The organism is Pseudomonas sp. LRP2-20, assembly GCF_024349685.1.
In the GTDB taxonomy this organism is placed as follows: Bacteria; Pseudomonadota; Gammaproteobacteria; order Pseudomonadales; family Pseudomonadaceae; genus Aquipseudomonas.
In genome coordinates, this window is the sequence record NZ_AP025944.1 from 3,919,171 (window position 1) to 3,939,549 (window position 20,379).

At 63.9% G+C, this 20,379-nt stretch carries 19 protein-coding genes; 13 read left to right on the forward strand and 6 right to left on the reverse strand.

Annotation, left to right across the window (positions count from 1 at the left end):
- Positions 1-165: 165 nt before the first annotated feature.
- The gene (locus OCX61_RS17600) at positions 166-2,466 is read right to left on the reverse strand and encodes a fatty acid cis/trans isomerase (RefSeq protein WP_261944333.1); all 2,301 of its coding nucleotides are present in this window, start codon (positions 2,464-2,466) and stop codon (positions 166-168) included.
- 181 nt (positions 2,467-2,647) lie between these two features.
- Here OCX61_RS17600 and metH point away from each other — a divergent pair, with 181 nt between their 5' ends.
- Positions 2,648-6,355, forward strand: coding sequence for a methionine synthase (gene metH / locus OCX61_RS17605; protein ID WP_261940667.1), 3,708 nt, complete (start codon positions 2,648-2,650; stop codon positions 6,353-6,355).
- A gap of 151 nt (positions 6,356-6,506) precedes the next feature.
- Positions 6,507-6,725, forward strand: coding sequence for a DUF2970 domain-containing protein (locus OCX61_RS17610; RefSeq protein ID WP_054885148.1), 219 nt, complete (start codon positions 6,507-6,509; stop codon positions 6,723-6,725).
- 276 nt (positions 6,726-7,001) lie between these two features.
- Here OCX61_RS17610 and OCX61_RS17615 read toward each other — a convergent pair whose 3' ends face one another.
- Positions 7,002-8,078 carry an ABC transporter substrate-binding protein gene (locus OCX61_RS17615; RefSeq protein ID WP_261940668.1) on the reverse strand — a complete coding sequence of 359 codons (1,077 nt, stop codon included), beginning with the start codon at positions 8,076-8,078 and terminating at the stop codon, positions 7,002-7,004.
- Between the two features lie 214 nt (positions 8,079-8,292).
- Between OCX61_RS17615 and OCX61_RS17620 the strand changes: the two genes are divergently transcribed.
- The 6 genes from OCX61_RS17620 (at position 8,293) to OCX61_RS17645 (ending at position 14,198) form a co-directional block, all read left to right on the forward strand.
- Complete coding sequence (locus tag OCX61_RS17620) at positions 8,293-9,945, forward strand: nitrite/sulfite reductase (protein WP_261940669.1); 1,653 nt, start codon at positions 8,293-8,295, stop codon at positions 9,943-9,945.
- Positions 9,929-10,423 carry a DUF934 domain-containing protein gene (locus OCX61_RS17625; protein ID WP_261940670.1) on the forward strand — a complete coding sequence of 165 codons (495 nt, stop codon included), beginning with the start codon at positions 9,929-9,931 and terminating at the stop codon, positions 10,421-10,423. The genes OCX61_RS17620 and OCX61_RS17625 overlap by 17 nt, the downstream gene beginning before the upstream one ends.
- Positions 10,424-10,935: 512 nt before the next feature.
- On the forward strand, positions 10,936-11,739 hold the full coding sequence (gene dkgB / locus OCX61_RS17630; protein ID WP_261940671.1) for a 2,5-didehydrogluconate reductase DkgB: 804 nt from the start codon (positions 10,936-10,938) through the stop codon (positions 11,737-11,739).
- A 4-nt stretch (positions 11,740-11,743) separates the two neighbouring features.
- Positions 11,744-12,691, forward strand: a complete 948-nt coding sequence (locus OCX61_RS17635; protein ID WP_261940672.1) for a TIGR03571 family LLM class oxidoreductase — start codon at positions 11,744-11,746, stop codon at positions 12,689-12,691.
- Positions 12,688-13,032 (forward strand): MoaF-related domain-containing protein, encoded by a 345-nt coding sequence (locus OCX61_RS17640; protein ID WP_261940673.1) that lies wholly within the window; start codon positions 12,688-12,690, stop codon positions 13,030-13,032. Before OCX61_RS17635 ends, OCX61_RS17640 begins: the two co-directional genes overlap by 4 nt.
- Complete coding sequence (locus OCX61_RS17645; protein ID WP_261940674.1) at positions 13,029-14,198, forward strand: MFS transporter; 1,170 nt, start codon at positions 13,029-13,031, stop codon at positions 14,196-14,198. The genes OCX61_RS17640 and OCX61_RS17645 overlap by 4 nt, the downstream gene beginning before the upstream one ends.
- A 76-nt stretch (positions 14,199-14,274) precedes the next feature.
- On the opposite strand, the gene OCX61_RS17650 is transcribed toward OCX61_RS17645, so the two are convergent.
- Entirely contained in the window at positions 14,275-14,748 is a 474-nt protein-coding gene (locus tag OCX61_RS17650) for a sn-glycerol-3-phosphate transporter (RefSeq protein WP_261940675.1), read from the reverse strand.
- A 79-nt stretch (positions 14,749-14,827) separates the two neighbouring features.
- On the opposite strand from OCX61_RS17650, the gene OCX61_RS17655 reads away from it, so the two are divergent.
- From OCX61_RS17655 to OCX61_RS17665, 3 genes are all read left to right on the forward strand, one after another.
- Positions 14,828-15,394, forward strand: a complete 567-nt coding sequence (locus tag OCX61_RS17655) for a hypothetical protein (protein ID WP_261940676.1) — start codon at positions 14,828-14,830, stop codon at positions 15,392-15,394.
- The gene (locus OCX61_RS17660) at positions 15,391-15,834 is read left to right on the forward strand and encodes a hypothetical protein (protein ID WP_261940677.1); all 444 of its coding nucleotides are present in this window, start codon (positions 15,391-15,393) and stop codon (positions 15,832-15,834) included. Before OCX61_RS17655 ends, OCX61_RS17660 begins: the two co-directional genes overlap by 4 nt.
- Before the next feature lie 404 nt (positions 15,835-16,238).
- A complete protein-coding gene (locus OCX61_RS17665; protein WP_261940678.1) occupies positions 16,239-16,703 on the forward strand; it encodes a nuclear transport factor 2 family protein in 465 nt (154 codons plus the stop codon).
- On the opposite strand, the gene OCX61_RS17670 is transcribed toward OCX61_RS17665, so the two are convergent.
- Positions 16,704-18,059: an ATP-binding protein gene (locus OCX61_RS17670; protein ID WP_261940679.1), complete on the reverse strand. Its 1,356-nt coding sequence runs from the start codon at positions 18,057-18,059 to the stop codon at positions 16,704-16,706. It abuts the gene before it with no gap.
- Positions 18,056-18,766, reverse strand: a complete 711-nt coding sequence (locus OCX61_RS17675) for a response regulator (RefSeq protein ID WP_261940680.1) — start codon at positions 18,764-18,766, stop codon at positions 18,056-18,058. Before OCX61_RS17675 ends, OCX61_RS17670 begins: the two co-directional genes overlap by 4 nt.
- Positions 18,767-18,934: 168 nt before the next feature.
- On the opposite strand from OCX61_RS17675, the gene OCX61_RS17680 reads away from it, so the two are divergent.
- Entirely contained in the window at positions 18,935-19,714 is a 780-nt protein-coding gene (locus OCX61_RS17680; RefSeq protein ID WP_261940681.1) for an MlaA family lipoprotein, read from the forward strand.
- On the forward strand, positions 19,707-19,943 hold the full coding sequence (locus tag OCX61_RS17685) for a hypothetical protein (protein WP_261940682.1): 237 nt from the start codon (positions 19,707-19,709) through the stop codon (positions 19,941-19,943). Before OCX61_RS17680 ends, OCX61_RS17685 begins: the two co-directional genes overlap by 8 nt.
- A gap of 9 nt (positions 19,944-19,952) precedes the next feature.
- Here OCX61_RS17685 and OCX61_RS17690 read toward each other — a convergent pair whose 3' ends face one another.
- Complete coding sequence (locus tag OCX61_RS17690; protein ID WP_085674329.1) at positions 19,953-20,240, reverse strand: DUF3303 domain-containing protein; 288 nt, start codon at positions 20,238-20,240, stop codon at positions 19,953-19,955.
- Positions 20,241-20,379: the final 139 nt, after the last annotated feature.

Sequence of the window (20,379 nt, forward strand, 5' to 3'; positions counted from 1 at the left end):
TCGCGGGTAAAACCGCTCCCACAGGGACCGTGCCGACTTCAAGACCAGCGCAGTACCTGTGGGAGCGGGTTTACCCGCGAAGGGCTGCAAAGCAGCCCCCTGCAATCGATCAGGACCACCCACCAAGTCCGACCGCAGCGTATTCGGAAAGGTCAGCCCACCCGATCAGAGGTTCTCGTAGCGGTTCATGTCCAGCACCCCGGCCTCCACTGGCTCGGTCTCCTTGATGTAGGTGTTCAGGTCATGGAAATAACGCCAAAACTCAGGATTGCTGCGGCGTACGCCCCAGCGCATGACGATGCGCTCGAACTTCGCCGCGTCATCCTTGGCGTACTCCATGTCTTCGACGAACTCCGGCACATCCTTGGCCGGGATGTTGAAGATGAAGTTCGGGTAGCTGCTGAGCACGCCCGGGTACAGGGTCAGGGTGTCCAGCCCCGGCTGGTAGCGGTAGGCCTCACCGAGCAGGAACGCCACGTTGCTGTGCGCGCGGTTGCGCAGCAGGCTGTAGACCTGGCGCTGGCCGCCCTCGCCTTCGATGCGCAGCATGGTCGCCTCAGGCAGCTGGCTGATCACCTTCAAACCGGCAGCCGGGCGCGACACCAGGCGGCTGAGCGACTGCTCGACGTTGCGCAACTCCTCGCTCATCTGCGGCCGTGAGCAATAGGCGCCGGTACAGCGGTTGATCGGGTCTGGCGCAGCATTCAGGCTACCGGTGCGCTGCAGCAGTTTCAGGCCGAAGTCACGCTTGGGGTCGCGCGGGTCGAGCTTGATGCCCGTCGGCGTGTCGGTGTCGATGTCTTCATAATCCATCCACATCTTCACCTTGCCGCTGTTCTGGTACCAGCTGCCGAGGATCTTGCCGCGCTGGTCGGCGGGCATCAGGCGCAGGAAGTTGACCTCGGCACCGTTGCGGATCAGGTCGAAGTACAGGCGCGTCTGCAACTGGTGCGAAACGTTGCCGAACACATCGAAGTTGACCGCCAGCTGGTAATAGGTGCGCTCGAACAAGGGGTAGTCGAACAGCCATACCGTCAGCGGCACATCGCCGATCAGGCCCTTGGTCACCGAGGCACTGTCGAAGTGGCGGAAGATGCTCAGCAGCGCATTGTCGTTACCGGCCCACAGGGTCGCCCAGCCCGGCGCGGGCATTTCGGCATAAGCCTCGCGGCGCAGTTTTTCGTAATCGTTGCGCTTGTCGCGGTAGGCATGCCACAGGTTCAGCACGCTGCCGACGTCGTCGATCTGCCCCGGCATGGCCAGCAGCGGCGTGGCTTCGCCGCGGTACTTGGCATCGGTGATGTAGCGGTCGTGGGCCGGCTCCTGGAACAGCGCCCAGAAGTTGTCGCGGATCACGTCGGTGGCAATCTGCCCGCGGCACACCGGGCCACGGATGAAGGTGCGCACGAAGTATTCGGCGTTATCCAGCATGAACTGGTAGCGCGCCACCGCCGGGATCGCCTCGAAGGTTTCGAACGGGTTGGCCCGGTGGCGTGGGCCATAGCCCGGCAGCGCGGTGGCGTGCCAGTCGCCGGCATAGAACAGTTGCTTGACGCGCTTGAGCTTCTGCGGCCCCATCGGGTAGGTGATGTGGGTCTTGTGCACGATCACGCCTTGCACCGGGATCAGGCGGTAATAGAAGTCGGTGCCCGGCGGGTCATTGGGGCGGCGCGTGGCAATGATGTCGACCGGCTTGCCGCTTGGCGTGCGCGAGCGCACCCACTGGAAGAAGTGCCCCTGCTCGCCACCGACGAAGTAGATGTGTGCGAGGAACAGGTGCTCGTACAGCCAGCGGGCGACCAGCGCCTCGGTGGACCCGGGGCGGTTGAGCAGTTCTTCCCAGTCGGCGATCTGCCTGGCCTCGGCCGCGCTTGGCTGGATCGGCTGATACTCGACCGGCGCGCCCGCAGCGAGCCAATGGCGCATCGTGTCGTATTCCTTGTCGGTCAGCCCGGTGACCGCCAGCGGCATGCCTTCCCTGGGGTGGGCGCCAGCGTAGGCGTCGAACTCATGGGGCAGCGGGCACATGTTGTTGCGGTTTAGCCCCAGCACAATCTCGTCGGGCAGCTTGGCGTTGGGCGTGAGCGGGGTCTTGTGCCCCAGCTCGAGCATGCGCGCCATCAGCGCAGCCTGGCTGCCCTGGTTGTCGAGCACCGAATAGAAGCCCTTCTTGCGCCACTCATCTTCACCGTGGGCATCGTAGAACAACCGCGTGGGAGGCACGGCCTTGCTGCGTTCGCCCTGATACACCGGCACCTTGGTGGCACCGCGCACGGCGCCTTCGGGGCTTTCCAGCTTGAGCTGGCAGGCGGCATCGTTGCAGGCGTGGCAAGCCACGCATTTCTCGGTGAAGATCGGCTGGATGTCCCGGGTGTAGGAAATGACCGGGCTCGACTGGGGGGCCTGTGCGAACGCCACGCTGCTGATGAGCAGAGCGAAGACGCTGACAAGGATACGATGCACCATGTGCGGAAAGTCCTGGGTATTGAAAGCCATCACGATTTTGCCTGGTCGTCCTTGGGTGCTCTGTTTGCCTGATGACCATTCAACATGAACAAAATTCATGCAAATGGGCAGTGCGCCTAAAAACCGCGCAGCTTTGTTATGATTCGGCACCTTCTGATATTTGCCCGACCAGGTAGTTCCTATGTCCGACCGCAGCGCTCGTCTCCAAGCACTCCAGAACGCACTCAAAGAGCGCATCCTGATCCTCGACGGCGGCATGGGTACTATGATCCAAAGCTATCGCCTCGAGGAACACGACTATCGTGGCACGCGCTTCGCCGATTGGCCAAGCGACGTGAAAGGCAACAACGACCTGCTGCTGCTCAGCCGCCCGGACGTGATCGCCGCGATCGAGAAAGCCTACCTGGATGCCGGCGCCGATATCCTCGAAACCAACACCTTCAACGCCACGCAGATTTCCCAGGCCGACTACGGCATGGAAGCGCTGGTGTACGAGCTGAACGTCGAGGGTGCGCGCATCGCTCGCCAGGTGGCCGATGCCAAGACCCTGGAGACCCCGGACAAGCCTCGCTTCGTCGCCGGCGTGCTCGGCCCGACCAGCCGCACCTGCTCGATCTCCCCGGACGTCAACGACCCCGGCTACCGCAACGTCACTTTCGACGAACTGGTAGCGAACTACATCGAGGCCACCCGTGGCCTGATCGAGGGCGGCGCTGACCTGATCCTGATCGAGACCATCTTCGACACCCTCAACGCCAAGGCAGCGATCTTTGCCGTGCAGCAGGTGTTCGAGGACGACAACGTCGAACTGCCGATCATGATCTCCGGCACCATCACCGACGCCTCTGGCCGTACCCTGTCGGGCCAGACCACCGAAGCGTTCTGGAACTCGGTGCGCCACGCCAAGCCGATCTCCGTGGGCCTGAACTGCGCCCTCGGTGCCAAGGACCTGCGCCCGTACCTGGAAGAGCTGGCAACCAAGGCCGACACCCACGTGTCCGCCCACCCCAACGCCGGCCTGCCGAACGCCTTCGGTGAGTACGACGAAACCCCGGCCGAAATGGCGGCGGTGGTCGAGGAATTTGCCGCCAGCGGCTTCCTCAACATCATCGGCGGCTGCTGCGGCACCACCCCGGGGCACATCCAGGCCATCGCCGAGGCCGTGGCCAAGTACAAGCCGCGCGAGATTCCGCAAATCGCCAAGGCCTGCCGCCTGTCGGGCCTGGAGCCGTTCACCATCGACCGCCAGTCGTTGTTCGTCAACGTCGGCGAGCGCACCAACATCACCGGTTCCGCCAAGTTCGCCCGGCTGATCCGTGAGGAGAACTACACCGAAGCCCTGGAAGTCGCCCTGCAGCAGGTCGAGGCCGGCGCCCAGGTGATCGACATCAACATGGACGAAGGGATGCTCGACTCCCAGGCCGCCATGGTCCGCTTCCTCAACCTGATCGCCGGTGAACCGGACATCTCCCGCGTGCCGATCATGATCGACTCGTCGAAGTGGGAGGTGATCGAAGCAGGCCTGAAGTGCATCCAGGGCAAGGGCATCGTCAACTCGATCTCCATGAAGGAAGGCGTCGAGCAGTTCAAGCACCACGCCCGCCTGTGCAAGCGCTATGGCGCCGCCGTGGTGGTCATGGCCTTCGACGAGGTCGGCCAGGCCGACACCGCCGCGCGCAAGAAGGAAATCTGCCAGCGCAGCTACGACATCCTGGTCAATGAAGTTGGCTTCCCGCCGGAAGACATCATCTTCGACCCGAACATCTTCGCCGTCGCCACCGGCATCGAAGAGCACAACAACTATGCCGTCGACTTCATCGAGGCCTGTGCCTACATCCGCGATCACCTGCCACACGCGCTGAGCTCGGGCGGTGTCTCCAACGTGTCGTTCTCGTTCCGCGGCAACAACCCGGTGCGTGAGGCGATCCACTCGGTGTTCCTCTACCACGCGATCCAGAACGGCCTGACCATGGGTATCGTCAACGCCGGCCAGCTGGAGATCTACGACGAGATCCCGGCCGCGCTGCGCGAGAAGGTCGAGGACGTGGTGCTCAACCGCACCCCGCACGGCACCGACGCCCTGCTGGCGATTGCCGACGACTACAAAGGCGGCGGCGCGACCAAGGAAGTGGAAAACGAAGAGTGGCGTTCGCTGCCCGTTGAAAAGCGCCTGGAACACGCGCTGGTCAAGGGCATCACCGCCTTCATCGTCGAAGACACCGAAGAATGCCGCCAGCAATGCGCGCGCCCGATCGAAGTCATCGAAGGCCCGCTGATGAACGGCATGAACGTGGTCGGCGACCTGTTCGGCGCCGGCAAGATGTTCCTGCCACAGGTGGTCAAGTCGGCTCGCGTGATGAAACAGGCCGTGGCGCACCTGATCCCGTTCATCGAAGCCGAGAAAGGCGACAAGCCAGAAGCCAAAGGCAAGATCCTGATGGCCACGGTCAAGGGCGACGTGCACGACATCGGCAAGAACATCGTCGGTGTGGTACTGGGCTGCAACGGCTACGACATCGTCGACCTTGGCGTGATGGTGCCGGCCGAGAAGATCCTGCAGACCGCCCGCGAACAGCAGTGCGACATCATCGGCCTGTCCGGCCTGATCACCCCGTCGCTGGACGAGATGGTCCACGTCGCCCGCGAAATGCAGCGCCAGGACTTCCACCTGCCGCTGATGATCGGTGGCGCCACCACCTCCAAGGCCCACACCGCGGTCAAGATCGAGCCGAAGTACAGCAACGACGCGGTGGTCTACGTCACCGACGCCTCGCGTGCGGTGGGTGTGGCCACCCAGTTGCTGTCCAAGGAACTCAAGCCGGGCTTCGTCGAAAAGACCCGCCAGGACTACGTGGAAGTGCGTGAGCGCACCGCCAACCGCAGCGCCCGCACCGAGCGCCTGAGCTACGCCCAGGCCATCGCCGCCAAGCCGCAGTACGATTGGGCCGGCTACCAGCCAGCGGTACCTTCGTTCACGGGCGTCAAGGTGCTGGAAGACATCGACCTGCGCACCCTGGCCGAGTACATCGACTGGACCCCGTTCTTCATTTCCTGGGACCTGGCCGGCAAGTTCCCGCGCATCCTCACCGACGAAGTGGTCGGCGAAGCGGCCACCGCGCTGTACAAGGATGCCCGCGAGATGCTCGACAAGCTGATCGACGAGAAGCTGATCAGCGCCCGCGCGGTGTTCGGCTTCTGGCCGGCCAACCAGGTCGCCGATGACGACATCGAAGTCTACGGGGAAGACGGCCAGGCCCTGGCCACCCTGCACCACCTGCGTCAGCAGACCATCAAGCCCGATGGCAAGCCGAACCTGTCCCTGGCCGACTTCGTCGCGCCGAAGGCCAGTGGCGTCACCGACTACGTCGGCGGCTTCATCACCACCGCTGGCATCGGTGCCGAGGAAGTGGCCAAGGCGTACCAGGACAAGGGCGACGACTACAGCTCGATCATGGTCAAGGCGCTGGCCGACCGCCTGGCCGAGGCATGCGCCGAGTGGCTGCACGAGCAGGTGCGCAAAGAGCACTGGGGCTATGCCCGCGACGAGCACCTGGACAACGAGGCGCTGATCAAGGAGCAGTACAGCGGCATCCGCCCTGCCCCAGGCTACCCGGCGTGCCCGGACCACACCGAGAAGGAAACCCTGTTCCGCCTGCTCGATGGCAGCGCGATTGGCGAGACCGGGCCGAGCGGCGTGTTCCTTACCGAGCATTTCGCCATGTTCCCGGCGGCGGCGGTCAGCGGCTGGTACTTCGCCCACCCGCAGGCCCAGTACTTTGCCGTGGGCAAGGTGGACAAGGACCAGATCGAGCGTTACAGCGCGCGCAAGGGCCAGGATGTCAGCGTGAGCGAGCGCTGGCTGGCGCCTAACCTGGGTTACGACAGCTAAATCTGCATCGGCCTCTTCGCGGGTAAACCCGCTCCCACAGGGATCGCATGCTCCTGCAGGAGCGGGCGTGCCCGCGAAGAGACCGGCACAGGCAACCTCTCAGTCATTGCCTACACTGTTCTTGATTGCCTCTGATTCTTCAGGAGCCACCATGGACGATTCCAGCCAAGGCAAGCCGCCGACCTTCTGGCAGATGCTGCACAGCATCCTCGCCGCCGCCTTCGGCGTGCAAAGCGGCAAGAACCGCGCCCGCGACTTCACCCATGGCAAGGCCAGCCATTTCATCGTGCTGGGCACGCTGTTCACCCTGGTGTTCATCGCCGTGCTGATCGGCCTGGTGCAACTGGCGCTGCACCTCACGGCCCGCTGATCGCGTTGTAAAACGAAAACGCCTGCGGGATTCCCTCCCGCAGGCGTTCTGGCTGCATCACGGTCTTGAGTTTCAAGTCACTGGTGGCTGACCCAATAAACGGCAGTGACCACCACCAGGACGATCAGGCAGAGAATCGCCCAGGCATCGACACTGCTGTCAGCTTTGCGGACCTTGGTTGAGTTTCCCATTGCATTGCCTCTTGTAGTGGTTATGGGAATGCACTTCACCACCAGCAGTTAAGACGAGCAATGCCCTTCTCTCAAGCAAGGTCTTTCAATAGTCGACGGGTGACGTCAGAAACGGGTACTGGTAGCTCGGCGGGCGCCCTTCGGCGCTGTAATGCTGGAAATCGACACCGTAATCGTCCCGTTCCAGCAGCTTCAGCCAGCGCCGCGCCTTGGCCTGGTCAATCGATTGCAGCACAGGCAGCATGTGCTCACGCTTGCCATCCCGGTTGACCTCCAGGCCAAGGGCGTCGTCGTGCAGCAGCACCATGGCCCAGCCGCCCAATGTGGCATGCCCGCCCATCAGCACGCCAAGGCGCCCGTCGATACGGGCGCGCAAGGCTTCAGGCGAACTGTTGACGGCGCCGAACACCACATCGCGCCCAGGCTTGCGCCCGGCCTCCTCGAACGCCTGCATGGCGCCGAGGGCCATCTGGTCGTTGGCTGCCCACACCAGCCGGGTCTTCGGGTAGCGCGACAGCAGTTGCTGCGCCTGCTCGTAGGCGCGCTCGCGGTTCCAGCCGCCATACACCACTTGGCGCAGGCGCACCTGGGGGAAGTCGGCCAGCGCCTGGCGCATGCCCTCCTCGCGCAGCTGTGAAGCCGGGGTAGTCTTGACCCCGGCAAAGGCCACCAGGTCGATCGGCTCATTGTCACGTGGCAGCAAGGCGACCATCTCGTGCAGCATGCGAAAGCCCGCCTGCTGGTCGTTGGAGGTCAAGGTACCGAGCACCTGCCCGTACTTGTCGGGTTGGGCCTGGATGCTCCTGGCCTGGCTGGCGGTGAGGCCGTTGTTGACCATGAACAGCTTGACCCCGGTGCCCTGGGACAGGCGGATGATCTCGGGTGCCACGTACTGCTCATTGACCAGCACCAGGTAGTCCGGCCGTTGCGGGCCCTTGAGGATCGCCCGGGCCTGGCTCATCGCCAGCGCCGCATCACGCTCGCTGTACTCCACCCGCAGGGTCATGCCCAGTTCATCGGCGGCGGCCTGCATGAAACGCGAGTAGCTGGTCCAGAACGTCTCGTTCGCGTGGCCAGGATTGAGAAAGACCACCGAGGCGGCCTGAGCGGAAGCTGCCAGTGGCAGGCTCAGGCACAAGCTTTGGCAAAGCGCCTTGAGCATGCGGATATACCCTTTGAAACAAACCACCGAGTATAAACCCGTCGCACGCAGGGGTAACAAATGCCAGTCAGTCTCACTTAGTTCGTTTGGTTCTTTTCATATGCAAAAACATCACTTTAGCGCATAAACCCAACCTGCTATCGTTCTCCGGCTCCGAACCGGAGTGCGCGGCCGTGCGCGCGAATAGCTGCATGCAGCCTGAGACAGGACTTTTATGTACGTATACGACGAGTACGATCAGCGGATCATCGAGGACCGCGTCAAGCAGTTCCGTGATCAGACCCGCCGCTACCTGGCCGGTGAGCTGAGCGAAGAAGAATTCCGCCCTCTGCGCCTGCAGAACGGCCTTTACATCCAACGTTTCGCGCCGATGCTGCGGGTCGCCGTGCCGTACGGCCAGCTGAACGCCACGCAAGTTCGCACCCTGGCCAAGATCGCCCGCGACTACGACAAGGGCTACGCCCACATTTCCACCCGCCAGAACGTACAGTTCAACTGGCCGGCGCTGGAAGACATCCCGGACATCCTCGCCGAGCTGGCTACCGTGCAGATGCACGCCATCCAGACCAGCGGCAACTGCCTGCGCAACACCACCACCGACCAGTTCGCCGGTGTTGCCGCGGATGAAGTCGTCGACCCGCGCCCCTGGTGCGAGATCGTCCGCCAGTGGACCACCTTCCACCCGGAATTCGCCTACCTGCCACGCAAGTTCAAGATTGCCATCAACGGCTCGAAAGAAGACCGCGCGGCCATCGAAGTGCACGACATCGGCCTGGAGCCGGTGCGTAATGCCGCTGGCGAGCTGGGCTTCCGCGTGCTGGTCGGTGGTGGCCTGGGCCGCACCCCGGTAGTTGGCTCGTTCATCAACGAGTTCCTGCCATGGCAGGACCTGATCAGCTACCTCGACGCCATCCTGCGCGTGTACAACCGTTACGGTCGCCGTGACAACAAGTACAAGGCGCGGATCAAGATCCTGGTCAAGGCCCTGACCCCGGAAGTGTTCGCCGAGAAGGTCGAGGCCGAAATGGTCCACCTGCGTGGCGGCAGCACCACCCTGACCGAAGCCGAAGTCCAGCGCGTCTCGCGCCACTTCGTCGACCCTGCCTACCTGGCCCTCGACAACGTCGACTACAGCGCCCAGGACGCCGAGTTCCCTGGCTTCGCCCGCTGGCGCTCGCGCAACACCCGCGCCCACAAGCGCCCTGGCTACGTCTCGGTGACCCTGTCGCTCAAGCCGACCGGCGTTGCCCCTGGCGACCTCACCGACAAGCAGCTGGACGCCGTCGCCGACCTCGCCGAGCGCTACAGCTTCGGCTTCCTGCGGACCTCCCACGAGCAGAACATCATCCTCGCCGATGTCGAGCAGCGCCAGCTGCACGCGCTGTGGATGGAACTGCGCGAAAGCGGCTTCGCCACGCCGAACATCGGCCTGCTGACCGACATCATCTGCTGCCCGGGCGGTGACTACTGCTCGCTGGCCAACGCCAAGTCGATCCCGATCGCCGAATCCATCCAGCGCCGCTTCGACGACCTGGACTACCTGTTCGACATCGGCGAGATCGACCTGAACATTTCTGGCTGCATGAACGCCTGCGGCCACCACCACGTCGGCCACATCGGCATCCTCGGGGTGGACAAGAAGGGTGAAGAGTTCTACCAGGTTTCGCTGGGCGGCAATGCCGCGCGTGATGCGAGCCTGGGCAAGATTCTCGGCCCGTCCTTCGCCCAGGAAGACATGGCCGATGTGATCGAGAAACTGATCGCCGTGTACGTCGAGCAACGCACCGAGGAAGAGCGTTTCATCGACACCTACCAGCGTATCGGCATCGACCCCTTCAAGGAACGCGTCTATGCAGCGAATCATTAAGAACAACCAGATCGTCGACGAAACCTGGCATCTGCTGCCCAAGGAAACATCGATCGACGAGCTGACCAATTGCGATGACTACATCGTCCCGCTGCAGATGTGGCGCGACCATGCCCACCTGCTCAAGGCCCGCGATGGCGGCCTGGGCGTATGGCTGGACAGCGACCAGGAAGCAGAGGAAATAGGCGAAGACGTGCAGCACTTCCAGGTCATCGCCTTGAACTTCCCGGCGTTCACTGACGGGCGCAGCTACTCCAATGCGCGCCTGCTGCGTGACCGCTACGGTTTCAAGGGTGAGCTGCGCGCCATCGGCGACGTGCTGCGTGACCAGCTGTTCTTCATGGCCCGCTGCGGCTTCGACGCGTTCGCCATCCGTGCCGACAAGGACCCGGAAGACGCGCTGCAGAGTCTGAAGGACTTTTCGGTGACCTACCAGGCCGCCACTGACGAGCCGCTGCCACTGTTCCGCCGCCGCTGATCATCACCTGCAACGCCCGACGGCCCGCCTTTTGGCGGGCCGTTTCGTTTACCGGCCTCTTCGCGGGTGAACCGGGGCGCCGAACCGCCGCTCCCACAGGGACCACGCCGCAACCTGTGGGAGATCACCCAGCCCTGTGGGCTGCGCTGTCGCGTAGAGGACTGAGTTCGCAAGCGGTCCGCATACCCTGTGGGAGCAACTGTCTTGTGCTGCTTGTGCCGGCCTCTTCGCGGGTGAACCCGCTCCCACAGGGATTGCGCATGCCTTGAGGTAAGCATTGAACCTGTGGGAGCGGGTTCACCCGCGAAGAGGCCGGCACAGGATTACGCCTCATTCCCTCAGATGAATCACGGCACAACGACTTATTCTTGCCTCCCAGTCAAATGACCTTGGCCTCGCCCTGTCTTAATCAATCCCAGGTAAACCCGCACACTGCTCCCCACTTGAAGATCAGCCGACCCTGAGCGACCCGTCTCAATCCGGCTCACCTTTCACTCACCAGGAGCAGATCCATGAGCATTCCATCCTTTGGCCTAGGCACCTTCCGCCTGACCGGCCAAGCCGTCATCGATTCGGTCAAGTCCGCCCTGGAACTGGGCTATAGGGTCATCGACACCGCCCAGATCTACAAGAACGAAGCCGACGTCGGCCTGGCCATCGCCGAGAGCGGCGTGCCACGCAGCGAGCTGTTCATCACCACCAAGATCTGGGTTGACCACTACGCCGCCGACAAGCTTGTCCCCAGCCTGCGCGACAGCCTGCAGAAACTGCGCACCGACTACGTCGACCTGCTGCTGATCCACTGGCCGGCCCCCGACAACGGCGTCGAGCTGGCCGAATACATGAAAGCCCTGGCCGAAGCCAAGAAGCTGGGCCTGACCCGCCAGATAGGCGTGTCCAACTTCAACATCGAACTGACCCGCCAGGCCATCGCCGTGGTCGGCAAAGGCGAGATCGCCACCAACCAGATCGAGCTCAGCCCTTACCTGCAGAACAGCAAGCTGACCGCGTTCCTCAAGGAACAGGGCATCACCGTCACCTCGTACATGACCCTGGCCTACGGCAAGGTCCTGAAAGATCCGGTGCTGGCCGAGATCGCCAACAAGCACAAGGCAACCGTCGCCCAGGTCGCTCTGGCCTGGGCCATGCAGCTGGGTTACGCCGTGATCCCGTCTTCGACCAAGCGCGAGAACCTGGCCAGCAACCTGCTCGCCCGTGACCTGCGCCTGGATGACGAGGACATGGCGCGTATCGCCACGCTCGAGCGCAATGGCCGCGAAGTCAGCCCAGCAGGCTTGGCGCCAATCTGGGACTGATGCCATGACCATGCCCCTCGAACGCCTGACCGCTGGTGGCTTCAGCATCGGCCTGGAAGCACCGCTGGACCACGACTGGACGCCTGCCGGCGACCAGGCCCGGCGCCGCGATGGCCGCCAGTTCGGCGAGCCGGACCTGCGTCAGCACGCCGAACTCGCCACGCTGGCCGACCGCCTGGGCTACCGAGCCCTGTGGATCCGCGACGTGCCGCTGTACGACCCATCGTTCGGCGATGCCGCTCAGGTGTTCGAGGTGTTCAGCTACCTTGGCTACCTGGCGGGGGTGACCCGCGACATCCTGCTCGGCACCGCTGCGGTGGTGCTGCCGATCCGCGAGCCGCTGCTGACCTTGAAGTCCGCCGCCAGTATCCAGCACCTGTCAGGCAACCGCCTGCTGCTGGGTGTGGCCAGCGGCGACCGCCCCGTGGAATACCCGTTGTTCGGCCGCGACTTCGAGGGGCGTGGCAGCACCTTCCGCGAACAGCTGGCACTGCTGCGTGACGGTGCCCACGGCCACCTGCCCGAAGGCATGGCGGTGCTGCCGTCGACCAGTGCGCCACTGCCGTTGCTGGTGGCCGGCCTGGCGCAACAGAGCCCGGCCTGGATCGGTGCCAACATGGACGGCTGCCTGGCCTACCCCGGCACACCGGACGACCACCAGCGCCGCGTCGCGGCCTGGCGGGCGGTGGCGGGCAGCAAGCCCTACAGCAGCTTCATCCACCTGGACCTGGCGGAAAACGCCGATCAACCCCTGCAACGCTGGCGCTTCGGTTTCCACGGTGGGCGCAAGGCACTGGCCAGCGAACTCGCCGCCCTGCGCGCCGCTGGCGTCGACCATGTCGGCCTGCACCTGCGGCGCAATGTGCGCCCGCTGGACGAAACCTTGCATGAGATCGCCGAATACGTCCTGCCGCAATTCCATGAAACCCAACTGACGCAGACAATCCGATGAGTACCGCCTCCCCCTTGCCGGCCTTCGCAGGCCGCAGCTTCCAGGTCAAATACCCCGGCCTGGCCGCACACAACAGTTACTCCGACGATGGCCGCCAGGTGCGCTATGCCATCATCAGCGGCCCTTATGCCGGTGCCAGCGGCGCCGCCGAGTGCCAATGGCGGCAGATCGCCAAAGGGGTCTACGTGATCTCCTGGCAAGAGACCGATGGCGCCACCGTGGTGCATGTCGATGACTTTGGCAGCGGCCGCTCGCAGGCCTTCTTCACCGCCAGCGACCTGAGCTTCCACCGCATGGAAGGGCCGCTGACCGAGCTCGACGCGAAGGAGCCGGCCCTATGAACGCCGGACGCGTCCTGTTCGCCCTGGCCATCGGTGCCTTTGGCATCGGTACCACCGAGTTCACGCCGATGGGCCTGCTGCCGGTGATCGCCCAGGGCGTCGACGTCAGCATCCCCAGCGCTGGCATGCTGATTACCGCCTATGCCATCGGCGTGATGGTCGGCGCGCCGATCATGACCTTGCTGTTCAGCCGCTTCGGCAAACGCGCGGCGCTGATGGCCCTGATGGCGATCTTCACCCTGGGCAACCTGCTCTCGGCGTTGTCACCGGATTACTACACCCTGCTCGCCTCGCGCCTGGTCACCAGCCTCAACCATGGCGCCTTCTTCGGCCTTGGCGCCGTGGTGGCCGCCAGTGTCGTGCCCAAGGAAAAACAGGCCAGTGCCGTGGCGACCATGTTCATGGGCCTGACCATCGCCAACATCGGCGGTGTGCCGGCAGCCACCTGGGTTGGCCAACAGGTCGGCTGGCGCATGGCCTTCGCCGGCACGGCGGTGCTCGGGCTGCTGGCCATGGCTGCCCTGTGGTACGCACTGCCCAAGGGTGAACGCGGCAGCGTGCCGCATGTGCGCAAGGAGCTGGCGGTGATCGCCCGCCCCAGCGTGCTGCTGGCGATGGCCACCACGGTGCTGGGGGCTGGCGCCATGTTCACCCTGTACACCTACGTGGCGCCGGTGCTGGCGGAACTGACCGGCGCCTCGGACAGTTTCGTTACCCTTGGCCTGGTGCTGATCGGGGTTGGTTTCACCTTGGGTAACAGCCTGGGTGGCCGCCTGGCTGACTGGTCGCTGGATGGCTCGGCACGGATCTTCCTCGGCGTTCTGGCAGTGATCATGTTGTTGATGCCGCTGGTGCTGGGTAGCCATGTCGGTGCTGCCATCGCCCTGCTGGTGTGGGGCATGTTCACCTTCGCCGTGGTGCCGCCGCTACAGATGCGGGTGATGATCGCCGCCATCGAAGCACCTGGGCTGGCATCTTCGATCAACGTCGGTGCGTTCAACCTGGGTAACGCCGTGGGTGCCGCCCTGGGCGGCGCGGTGATCAGCCTGAACCTCGGTTACGCCGCAGTACCGATGGCCGGAGGCGTGCTGGCGGCTGCCGGGTTGCTGCTGGTGTGGCTGGGTGGGCGCAACAAGGCCGCCGAAAAAACCCTGGGCACCGCCTGACTTACAGGAGCGGCCTTGCCGGTCCGGCACCCCGGCAAGGCTCCTGCAGTGACCTCGACGATGCTGACGGTACAAATCAGAACCGCAAGCCCACATTGATCATCCCCGCAGCCCCTCCCAGCACCACGAACTCGGCCCCCACCGGCCCCCAGTGCGCGCCGAACGACGGGATGATCACCGGCGCGATGCCGAAGTGGTTCAACGGTATCTTGTCGTCATACTCGCCCTTGTAGCCCTCGATCAACCCGGCGCTCAGCTTGGCATACACGGGATAGCGCTCATGCTCCCAGACCTTGCCCAGGTAGGCGTAGTACGACCGCTGGGAGAACGAGTTCTTGAAAGTCGCCGCGCCCCACAGCAGGCCGTCGGTGTAGATGCGCTCGATACCGATCAATTCCTGGTGGTTGTTGTGATCCGGGTCGTGGGTCCAGTGTTTGGTGTAGGCGCTGGTCTGCACGTACCAATAGTCCCCTTCTCGCTCGCCTTCTCCGGCATTCGCGGCCAGACTCACTGCCAGCAGCCCGATCGCTGCAATTGACGTCCTGTTCATGCTCGATGCCTCGCTGGACGATCCAGTGACACTAGCCGCGTCAGGTCGATCGCGCCATAGAAAAAGCCCGGGAGGAATGATGACAATTCGCCGTTTGCTGGCAGCCGTGGTGCTCCTGGTACTGACTTTGCTGATCACTGCACTGTTCGCCTTCCGTATTACCGCGATCGCCGACTTCCAGCTCGAACCGTGGCACACCTATGTGCCTGACGAGATGCCGGTGAGTGACATCGACCGCGCCAGCTGGGGCGATTACCTCGCGGCGGAGCAGCGCGTGTTCAACGCGCTCAACCGGGAGATGCGCGAACACCCGCCCAGCGCGGGGCAGTCCGCCTACAACCGCTTCGCCACCAGCAGCCGGGTGTTCCCGGGCAATCTCAGCCATGACTGGAACCGCTCCTATGTCGCCGAACCCAGGCAGGCCGCCAAGGGCGCGGTGGTGCTGCTGCACGGACTGACCGACTCGCCGTGCAGCCTGCGCCACTTCGCCCGGCACTTTCAGGACCTGGGCTATGTGGTGGTCGCCCCGCGCCTGCCGCTACCGCCGATCCTCACCTACCCATCGCTGGTCGATGGTACGGTCAGCACCAAGCCATCCAGACCGATCTGTACGACCATCTGCCCGCCAATGGCAGCGAACTGGTGATCTTCGACACCAACGCTTCGCTGGGTATCGATGAGATGCTCCGGCCGTCGGTGGCCGCCCTGCGCGACAGGATGTTCACCCCCCAGGCCCGCGCCTACGCGCGCACCCTGGTTGCCACCCGCGGTCCCGGCAATGCGCAGCTCAGGTCGTCACGCTTTGCCGCCCAGGCGAGCAAGGCCGACGAGCGCCTGATCGCCGCGAGCTATCCGGCCAACCTGATCTCGCTGTCCCATGTGGCGCTGCCCTTCCCCATCGATGATCCGCTGTATGGGCAACCGCCGGGTGGCCAGGAGAATTACGGAGTTAACCTGGGCAGCTTGAACATGCGCGGGGAGCGTGGGGTGCTGATCGTGGATGCGGGGAGCTTTTCGCGGGCGACTTCGAATCCGTTTTTCAGGGTGATGCTGGAGGGGGTGGATGAGGGGCTGCGTTTGCGCTGAAGGCCCGGCTTGATACTTTCTGCGCCTGGGAGATCGAGCGCCGCCCGCGCGGCGCATCGCGAGCTGCGCTCGCTCCTACGTTTGTTTCGGGCCAGTAACGCCTGTGACAGGCGCGCGCGACTGCCTTGTTGGTACGACACGATATCGCGCCGTGCGCCAAGGCGTGCGCGCGATAATCCCCCAGGAATGATTGGCCCGAAACAAACGTAGGAGCGAGCGCAGCTCGCGATGCGCCGCGCGGGCGGCGCTCGATCTCATAGGCGCCGTAAGTCTCAAGACATGCACTTGAAGCCACGCTCACTGTTCCACCAAACGCAATAATGAAATGCCAAACACACGGATTCTCGGCCACGCCAGCGAGTACTACGCTACTCCCTGCCAACCACTGCCGAGGAGCCACCCCGATGTCCCGCCCACCACTGCCTCCCTTCACCCACGAAACCGCCATACAGAAGGTCCGCCTCGCCGAGGACGGCTGGAACAGCCGCGACCCGGCCAAAGTGGCACTGGCCTACACCGTCGACACCGCCTGGCGTAACCGCGTCGAATTCCCCCGTGGCCGCGCCGAGGTCGAGGCGTTTCTGACCCGCAAGTGGAACCACGAACTGGAGTACCGCCTGATCAAGGAACTGTGGGCCTTCACCGGCAACCGCATCGCCGTGCGCTATGCCTACGAATACCACGACGACAGCGGTCAATGGTTCCGCGCCTATGGCAACGAGAACTGGGAATTCGCCGACGATGGCCTGATGCAGAACCGCTTTTCCAGCATCAATGAACACCCTATCGCTGAAGCCGAGCGCAAGTTCCACTGGCCGCTGGGCCGGCGCCCGGACGACCACCCTGGCCTGAGCGAGCTGGGGCTCTGATCAACCCACCGGCAAGCTGACCTTGACCTCCAGCCCACCGCCCGGCCGGTTGGCCAGGGTCACGCTGCCACCCTGCTCCAGCACGATCGCACGCACCGCTGGCAGGCCAAGCCCGACGCCGCCGGTGTCGCGATTGCGCGAACCTTCGATGCGGAAAAACGGCGCGAACACTCGCTCCTGCAATTGCGGCGCGATACCCGGGCCGCGATCCAGCACGCTGATTTCCAGGTGCTCGGCAGTAACCGCCAAGCGCATTTCAGGCGCCAGGCCATACTTGACCGCGTTATCGACCAAATTCACCAGCACCCGCTTGATACCCACCGGCCGCCCAACGTAAACGCAGCGCCGCGGTGCATCGAGGGCAACTTTGATGCCCGCGTCCTTGAAGTCTTCCACCACTGTCTGCAGCATCTCGGCCAGGTCGAACGCCGTGGTCTGCTCAAGCCGCGCATCGTCGCGAAAGAATTCCAGCGCGGCATCGACCATCGCCTGCATTTCGTCGACATCCTTGAACAGCTTGGCCTGCAGGTCGCCGTCCTCGATGAACTCGCCACGCAGGCGCATGCGTGTCAATGGCGCACGCAGGTCGTGGGAAATCGCCGCCAGCATCTGTGTGCGGTCGTTCACGAAGTGCCTGAGCTGCGCCTGGGTGGCATTGAAGGCAAGAATGGCCTGGCGCAGGTCATGGGGGCCGACCACCGGGATCGGCGGGGCATTGAAGTCCTTGCCGAAACGCCGCGCGCCCTCGGCGAATCCCTCAAGCGGGCGGGCCAGATAGCGAGCGGCAAACAGCGCGACCAGCAGGCTGGACGCTAGCATCAAGGCGAGGATGATCAGGTTGCGCGGCAGTTCGTCCAGGCCCCAGCTGCGGTCCGTGGCGCGGTACAGCACCCAGCTCTTGTCAGTCAGTTCGATCATCAGGGCATAGCCGCGCGCCGGTGCATATTCCGGCAGATCGGACGGTTCGAAGGTCTGGATCCGCGCGTCTGGCCGTTTCAGCAAGGCTCGCAGGGTGGCTGCGCCCTTGCGAAATTCGGCATCGACCAGCTCAGGCACACCGGCTTCGTCATGGCTGCGCAACCATTGCACGGTATAAGAACCATCACCCGCTGCGCTGGCGATGTTGGCCCGCTGCGTGACCGGCGCGGCATCCAGAATGCGGGTCACGGCGGCGACCTTCTCGATCAGCCCGCTTTCCAGCAACGGCGGCTGTGCCCACACGCTCAGCAACAGGCTGAACAGCATTTTGAGCAACAACAGGATGAGCATCGCCGTCAGGGTGGTCAGGGCTATCCAGCGAGCGATGGTGATCCGTGGCCGTGGCAGGGCCTTGCACAGCTTGGCAAACACGCTCATCGCCTGACCACGCTGGCCGTGAACAGGTAGCCGGCATTGCGCAACGTGCGGATCAGCGGTTCGGCGCCTGCGTCGCCCTCCAGCTTGCGCCGCAGCCGGCTGACTTGCACATCGATGCTGCGGTCATAGGCCTCGTAGGCTTCACCCCGGGCCAGGTCGAGCAATTGCTGGCGACTGAGCACCCGCCGCGGATGCTCGGCAAATACCAGCAACAGTTCGAATTCACCGTTGGACAGCGGGATCATCACCTGCTCTGGTGAGCGCAGCTCACGCCGCAGCACATCCAGTTGCCAGCCGGAAAACTCCAGCACTGTGCACGGGTTGGCGGCCACGCCTGCCGCCGCTTCACCGACCCGGCGCAATACAGCACGCACCCGCGCCAGCAGCTCGCGGGCGGCAAAGGGCTTGGTCAGGTAATCATCGGCGCCCAGTTCCAGGCCAACCACGCGATCGCTCAACTCGGCCATGGCGGTGAGCATGATCACCGCCACCTTGTGCTCGGCGCGCAAACGCTGACACAGCACCAGGCCACTGTCGCCCGGCAGCATCACATCGAGAATCACCAGGTCCGGTACCCGCCGTTCCAGGGCTTGCCAAAGCCCTTTGCCATCGCGGGCTACATCGACCTCATAGCCGTGCTGACGTAGAAACTTCTGCAGCAGGTCGAGTACTTCAAGATCATCGTCAACAATCAGCAAATGGCTCACACAAAGGTACCGCGAACAAAGGCAATTACGGCGTACTGTAAGGCCATCTCCGGGCCGCCGTCATATATTTCAATCCGGAAACAAAGTGTCAGCCGCGAGATAATTCGGACATTCCCAGGCAATCAATCCCCTGCAGCATCGGCGCCACTTCTTCACAGGAATGTGCCTATGCAAACCCCTTCTGCTGCCTGGCTATCTGCCCGCAACACGGTCCTTGCCTTGTCGCTGCTCGCTGCCAGCGGCTGCAGCCAGCGCTCGCCGGCCGGCGCCTGCGGCCCTGTTGCCCATCAGCTCAGCGACCCGGCCGAACCGGCCAACCGCGCCGTGTTCGCCTTCAACCGCAGTGTCGACGATTACCTGCTGGCGCCGGTCGCCCGTGGCTATACCGCGTTGCCGAACTTCGCCCAGCAAGGCATGCACAACTTCGCCGCCAACTTCGGTGAGCCCAAGGTATTCGCCAACGACCTGTTGCAAGGCAACGGCCAACGGGCGATGACCAGCCTGAGCCGCTTCATTTTCAACACCACCCTCGGTGTGGCCGGCCTGATCGATGTCTCCGGCAAGATGGGGCTTGCCCGCCATGAGTCGGACTTCGGCCAGACCTTCGGCGTGTGGAACATCGCCGATGGCCCGATCGTCGAGCTGCCGCTGCTGGGCACGCACAACCTGCGCGATGCAACTGGCCGGGTACTGGGCTTGGCGCTGGACCCGTTCGGCGACAACAGCGATACGGTCCAGACCCTGGGCACCGTGGCCATGGCCGGTGGCGTGGTGGATGGCCGGGCGCAGGCGTTACCGCTGACCGACAAACTGCGCACTCAGCCGGACTACTACCAGGCCCTGCGCGACTACACCGCGCAGCAGCGTGCCAACCAGGTTGCCGAGGGCAAACTCGGCGCACCCGGCAAGCGCCCGGACCAATGTCAGGGAGGCAATACCGGTGAATGATGCTGTTTCACTGTTCCGCCGTGTGGAATGCGGGGCCGAGCAGCCGGTGCTGTTGCACGAACTCGAAGCCCGCGTCTCGGCGGATGGGCGCGAACTGATTGTCAGCCGCTATCGGGAACGTTACGGCAGTGGTGGCGATACCCAGCGTCACGAAGTGCATCGCCGGGTACCGATCGCCGCATTGCTCAAGTGGATGGCCAAGGAAGGCACGACACCCCAGCCATCCTGATGACGGTGCTCAATGCGTCATCTTGCTCACGGCGGCCACCAGTATCGGGCCTAGTTCGGCATCGGTCATCGCCGGGCTGACCTGCATGTGCGCCAGGTCGCTCCAGTCCATAGTCCACTGCAACACCGGCTGCAGGTCATTGCTTTCAACCACGGCAAAGCCCTGCAGCTCGCCTACCGCATGCCAACGGCCATGGACCTTCAGCTCGGCAGGTGGCAGGCCGCCGGTCTTGGCGAAGCGGGCCATGACGGCGTTGCGGTTTTCCGGGGCAATGCTCCATTGAATGATGAAAAGCATGTGGCACCTCCCAGTCGCTCGGCACCTGTGCCAAACACGCGCTCCGGGGGCGCCGGGGCCTGGAGCGGGTGAATGCGCCATGTTTAGGCATAGCAGGATGAGCAGCCCATTGCCCGGCTGATTGTCGGAATCTGTACCG

Bases quoted from the DNA above. Each gene is read 5' to 3' on its own strand.
- OCX61_RS17600 (WP_261944333.1), bottom strand. From the start codon at position 2,466: ATGGTGCATCGTATCCTTGTCAGCGTCTTCGCTCTGCTCATCAGCAGC.
- metH (WP_261940667.1), top strand. From the start codon at position 2,648: ATGTCCGACCGCAGCGCTCGTCTCCAAGCACTCCAGAACGCACTCAAA.
- OCX61_RS17610 (WP_054885148.1), top strand. From the start codon at position 6,507: ATGGACGATTCCAGCCAAGGCAAGCCGCCGACCTTCTGGCAGATGCTG.
- OCX61_RS17615 (WP_261940668.1), bottom strand. From the start codon at position 8,078: ATGCTCAAGGCGCTTTGCCAAAGCTTGTGCCTGAGCCTGCCACTGGCA.
- OCX61_RS17620 (WP_261940669.1), top strand. From the start codon at position 8,293: ATGTACGTATACGACGAGTACGATCAGCGGATCATCGAGGACCGCGTC.
- OCX61_RS17625 (WP_261940670.1), top strand. From the start codon at position 9,929: ATGCAGCGAATCATTAAGAACAACCAGATCGTCGACGAAACCTGGCAT.
- dkgB (WP_261940671.1), top strand. From the start codon at position 10,936: ATGAGCATTCCATCCTTTGGCCTAGGCACCTTCCGCCTGACCGGCCAA.
- OCX61_RS17635 (WP_261940672.1), top strand. From the start codon at position 11,744: ATGACCATGCCCCTCGAACGCCTGACCGCTGGTGGCTTCAGCATCGGC.
- OCX61_RS17640 (WP_261940673.1), top strand. From the start codon at position 12,688: ATGAGTACCGCCTCCCCCTTGCCGGCCTTCGCAGGCCGCAGCTTCCAG.
- OCX61_RS17645 (WP_261940674.1), top strand. From the start codon at position 13,029: ATGAACGCCGGACGCGTCCTGTTCGCCCTGGCCATCGGTGCCTTTGGC.
- OCX61_RS17650 (WP_261940675.1), bottom strand. From the start codon at position 14,748: ATGAACAGGACGTCAATTGCAGCGATCGGGCTGCTGGCAGTGAGTCTG.
- OCX61_RS17655 (WP_261940676.1), top strand. From the start codon at position 14,828: ATGACAATTCGCCGTTTGCTGGCAGCCGTGGTGCTCCTGGTACTGACT.
- OCX61_RS17665 (WP_261940678.1), top strand. From the start codon at position 16,239: ATGTCCCGCCCACCACTGCCTCCCTTCACCCACGAAACCGCCATACAG.
- OCX61_RS17670 (WP_261940679.1), bottom strand. From the start codon at position 18,059: ATGAGCGTGTTTGCCAAGCTGTGCAAGGCCCTGCCACGGCCACGGATC.
- OCX61_RS17680 (WP_261940681.1), top strand. From the start codon at position 18,935: ATGCAAACCCCTTCTGCTGCCTGGCTATCTGCCCGCAACACGGTCCTT.
- OCX61_RS17690 (WP_085674329.1), bottom strand. From the start codon at position 20,240: ATGCTTTTCATCATTCAATGGAGCATTGCCCCGGAAAACCGCAACGCC.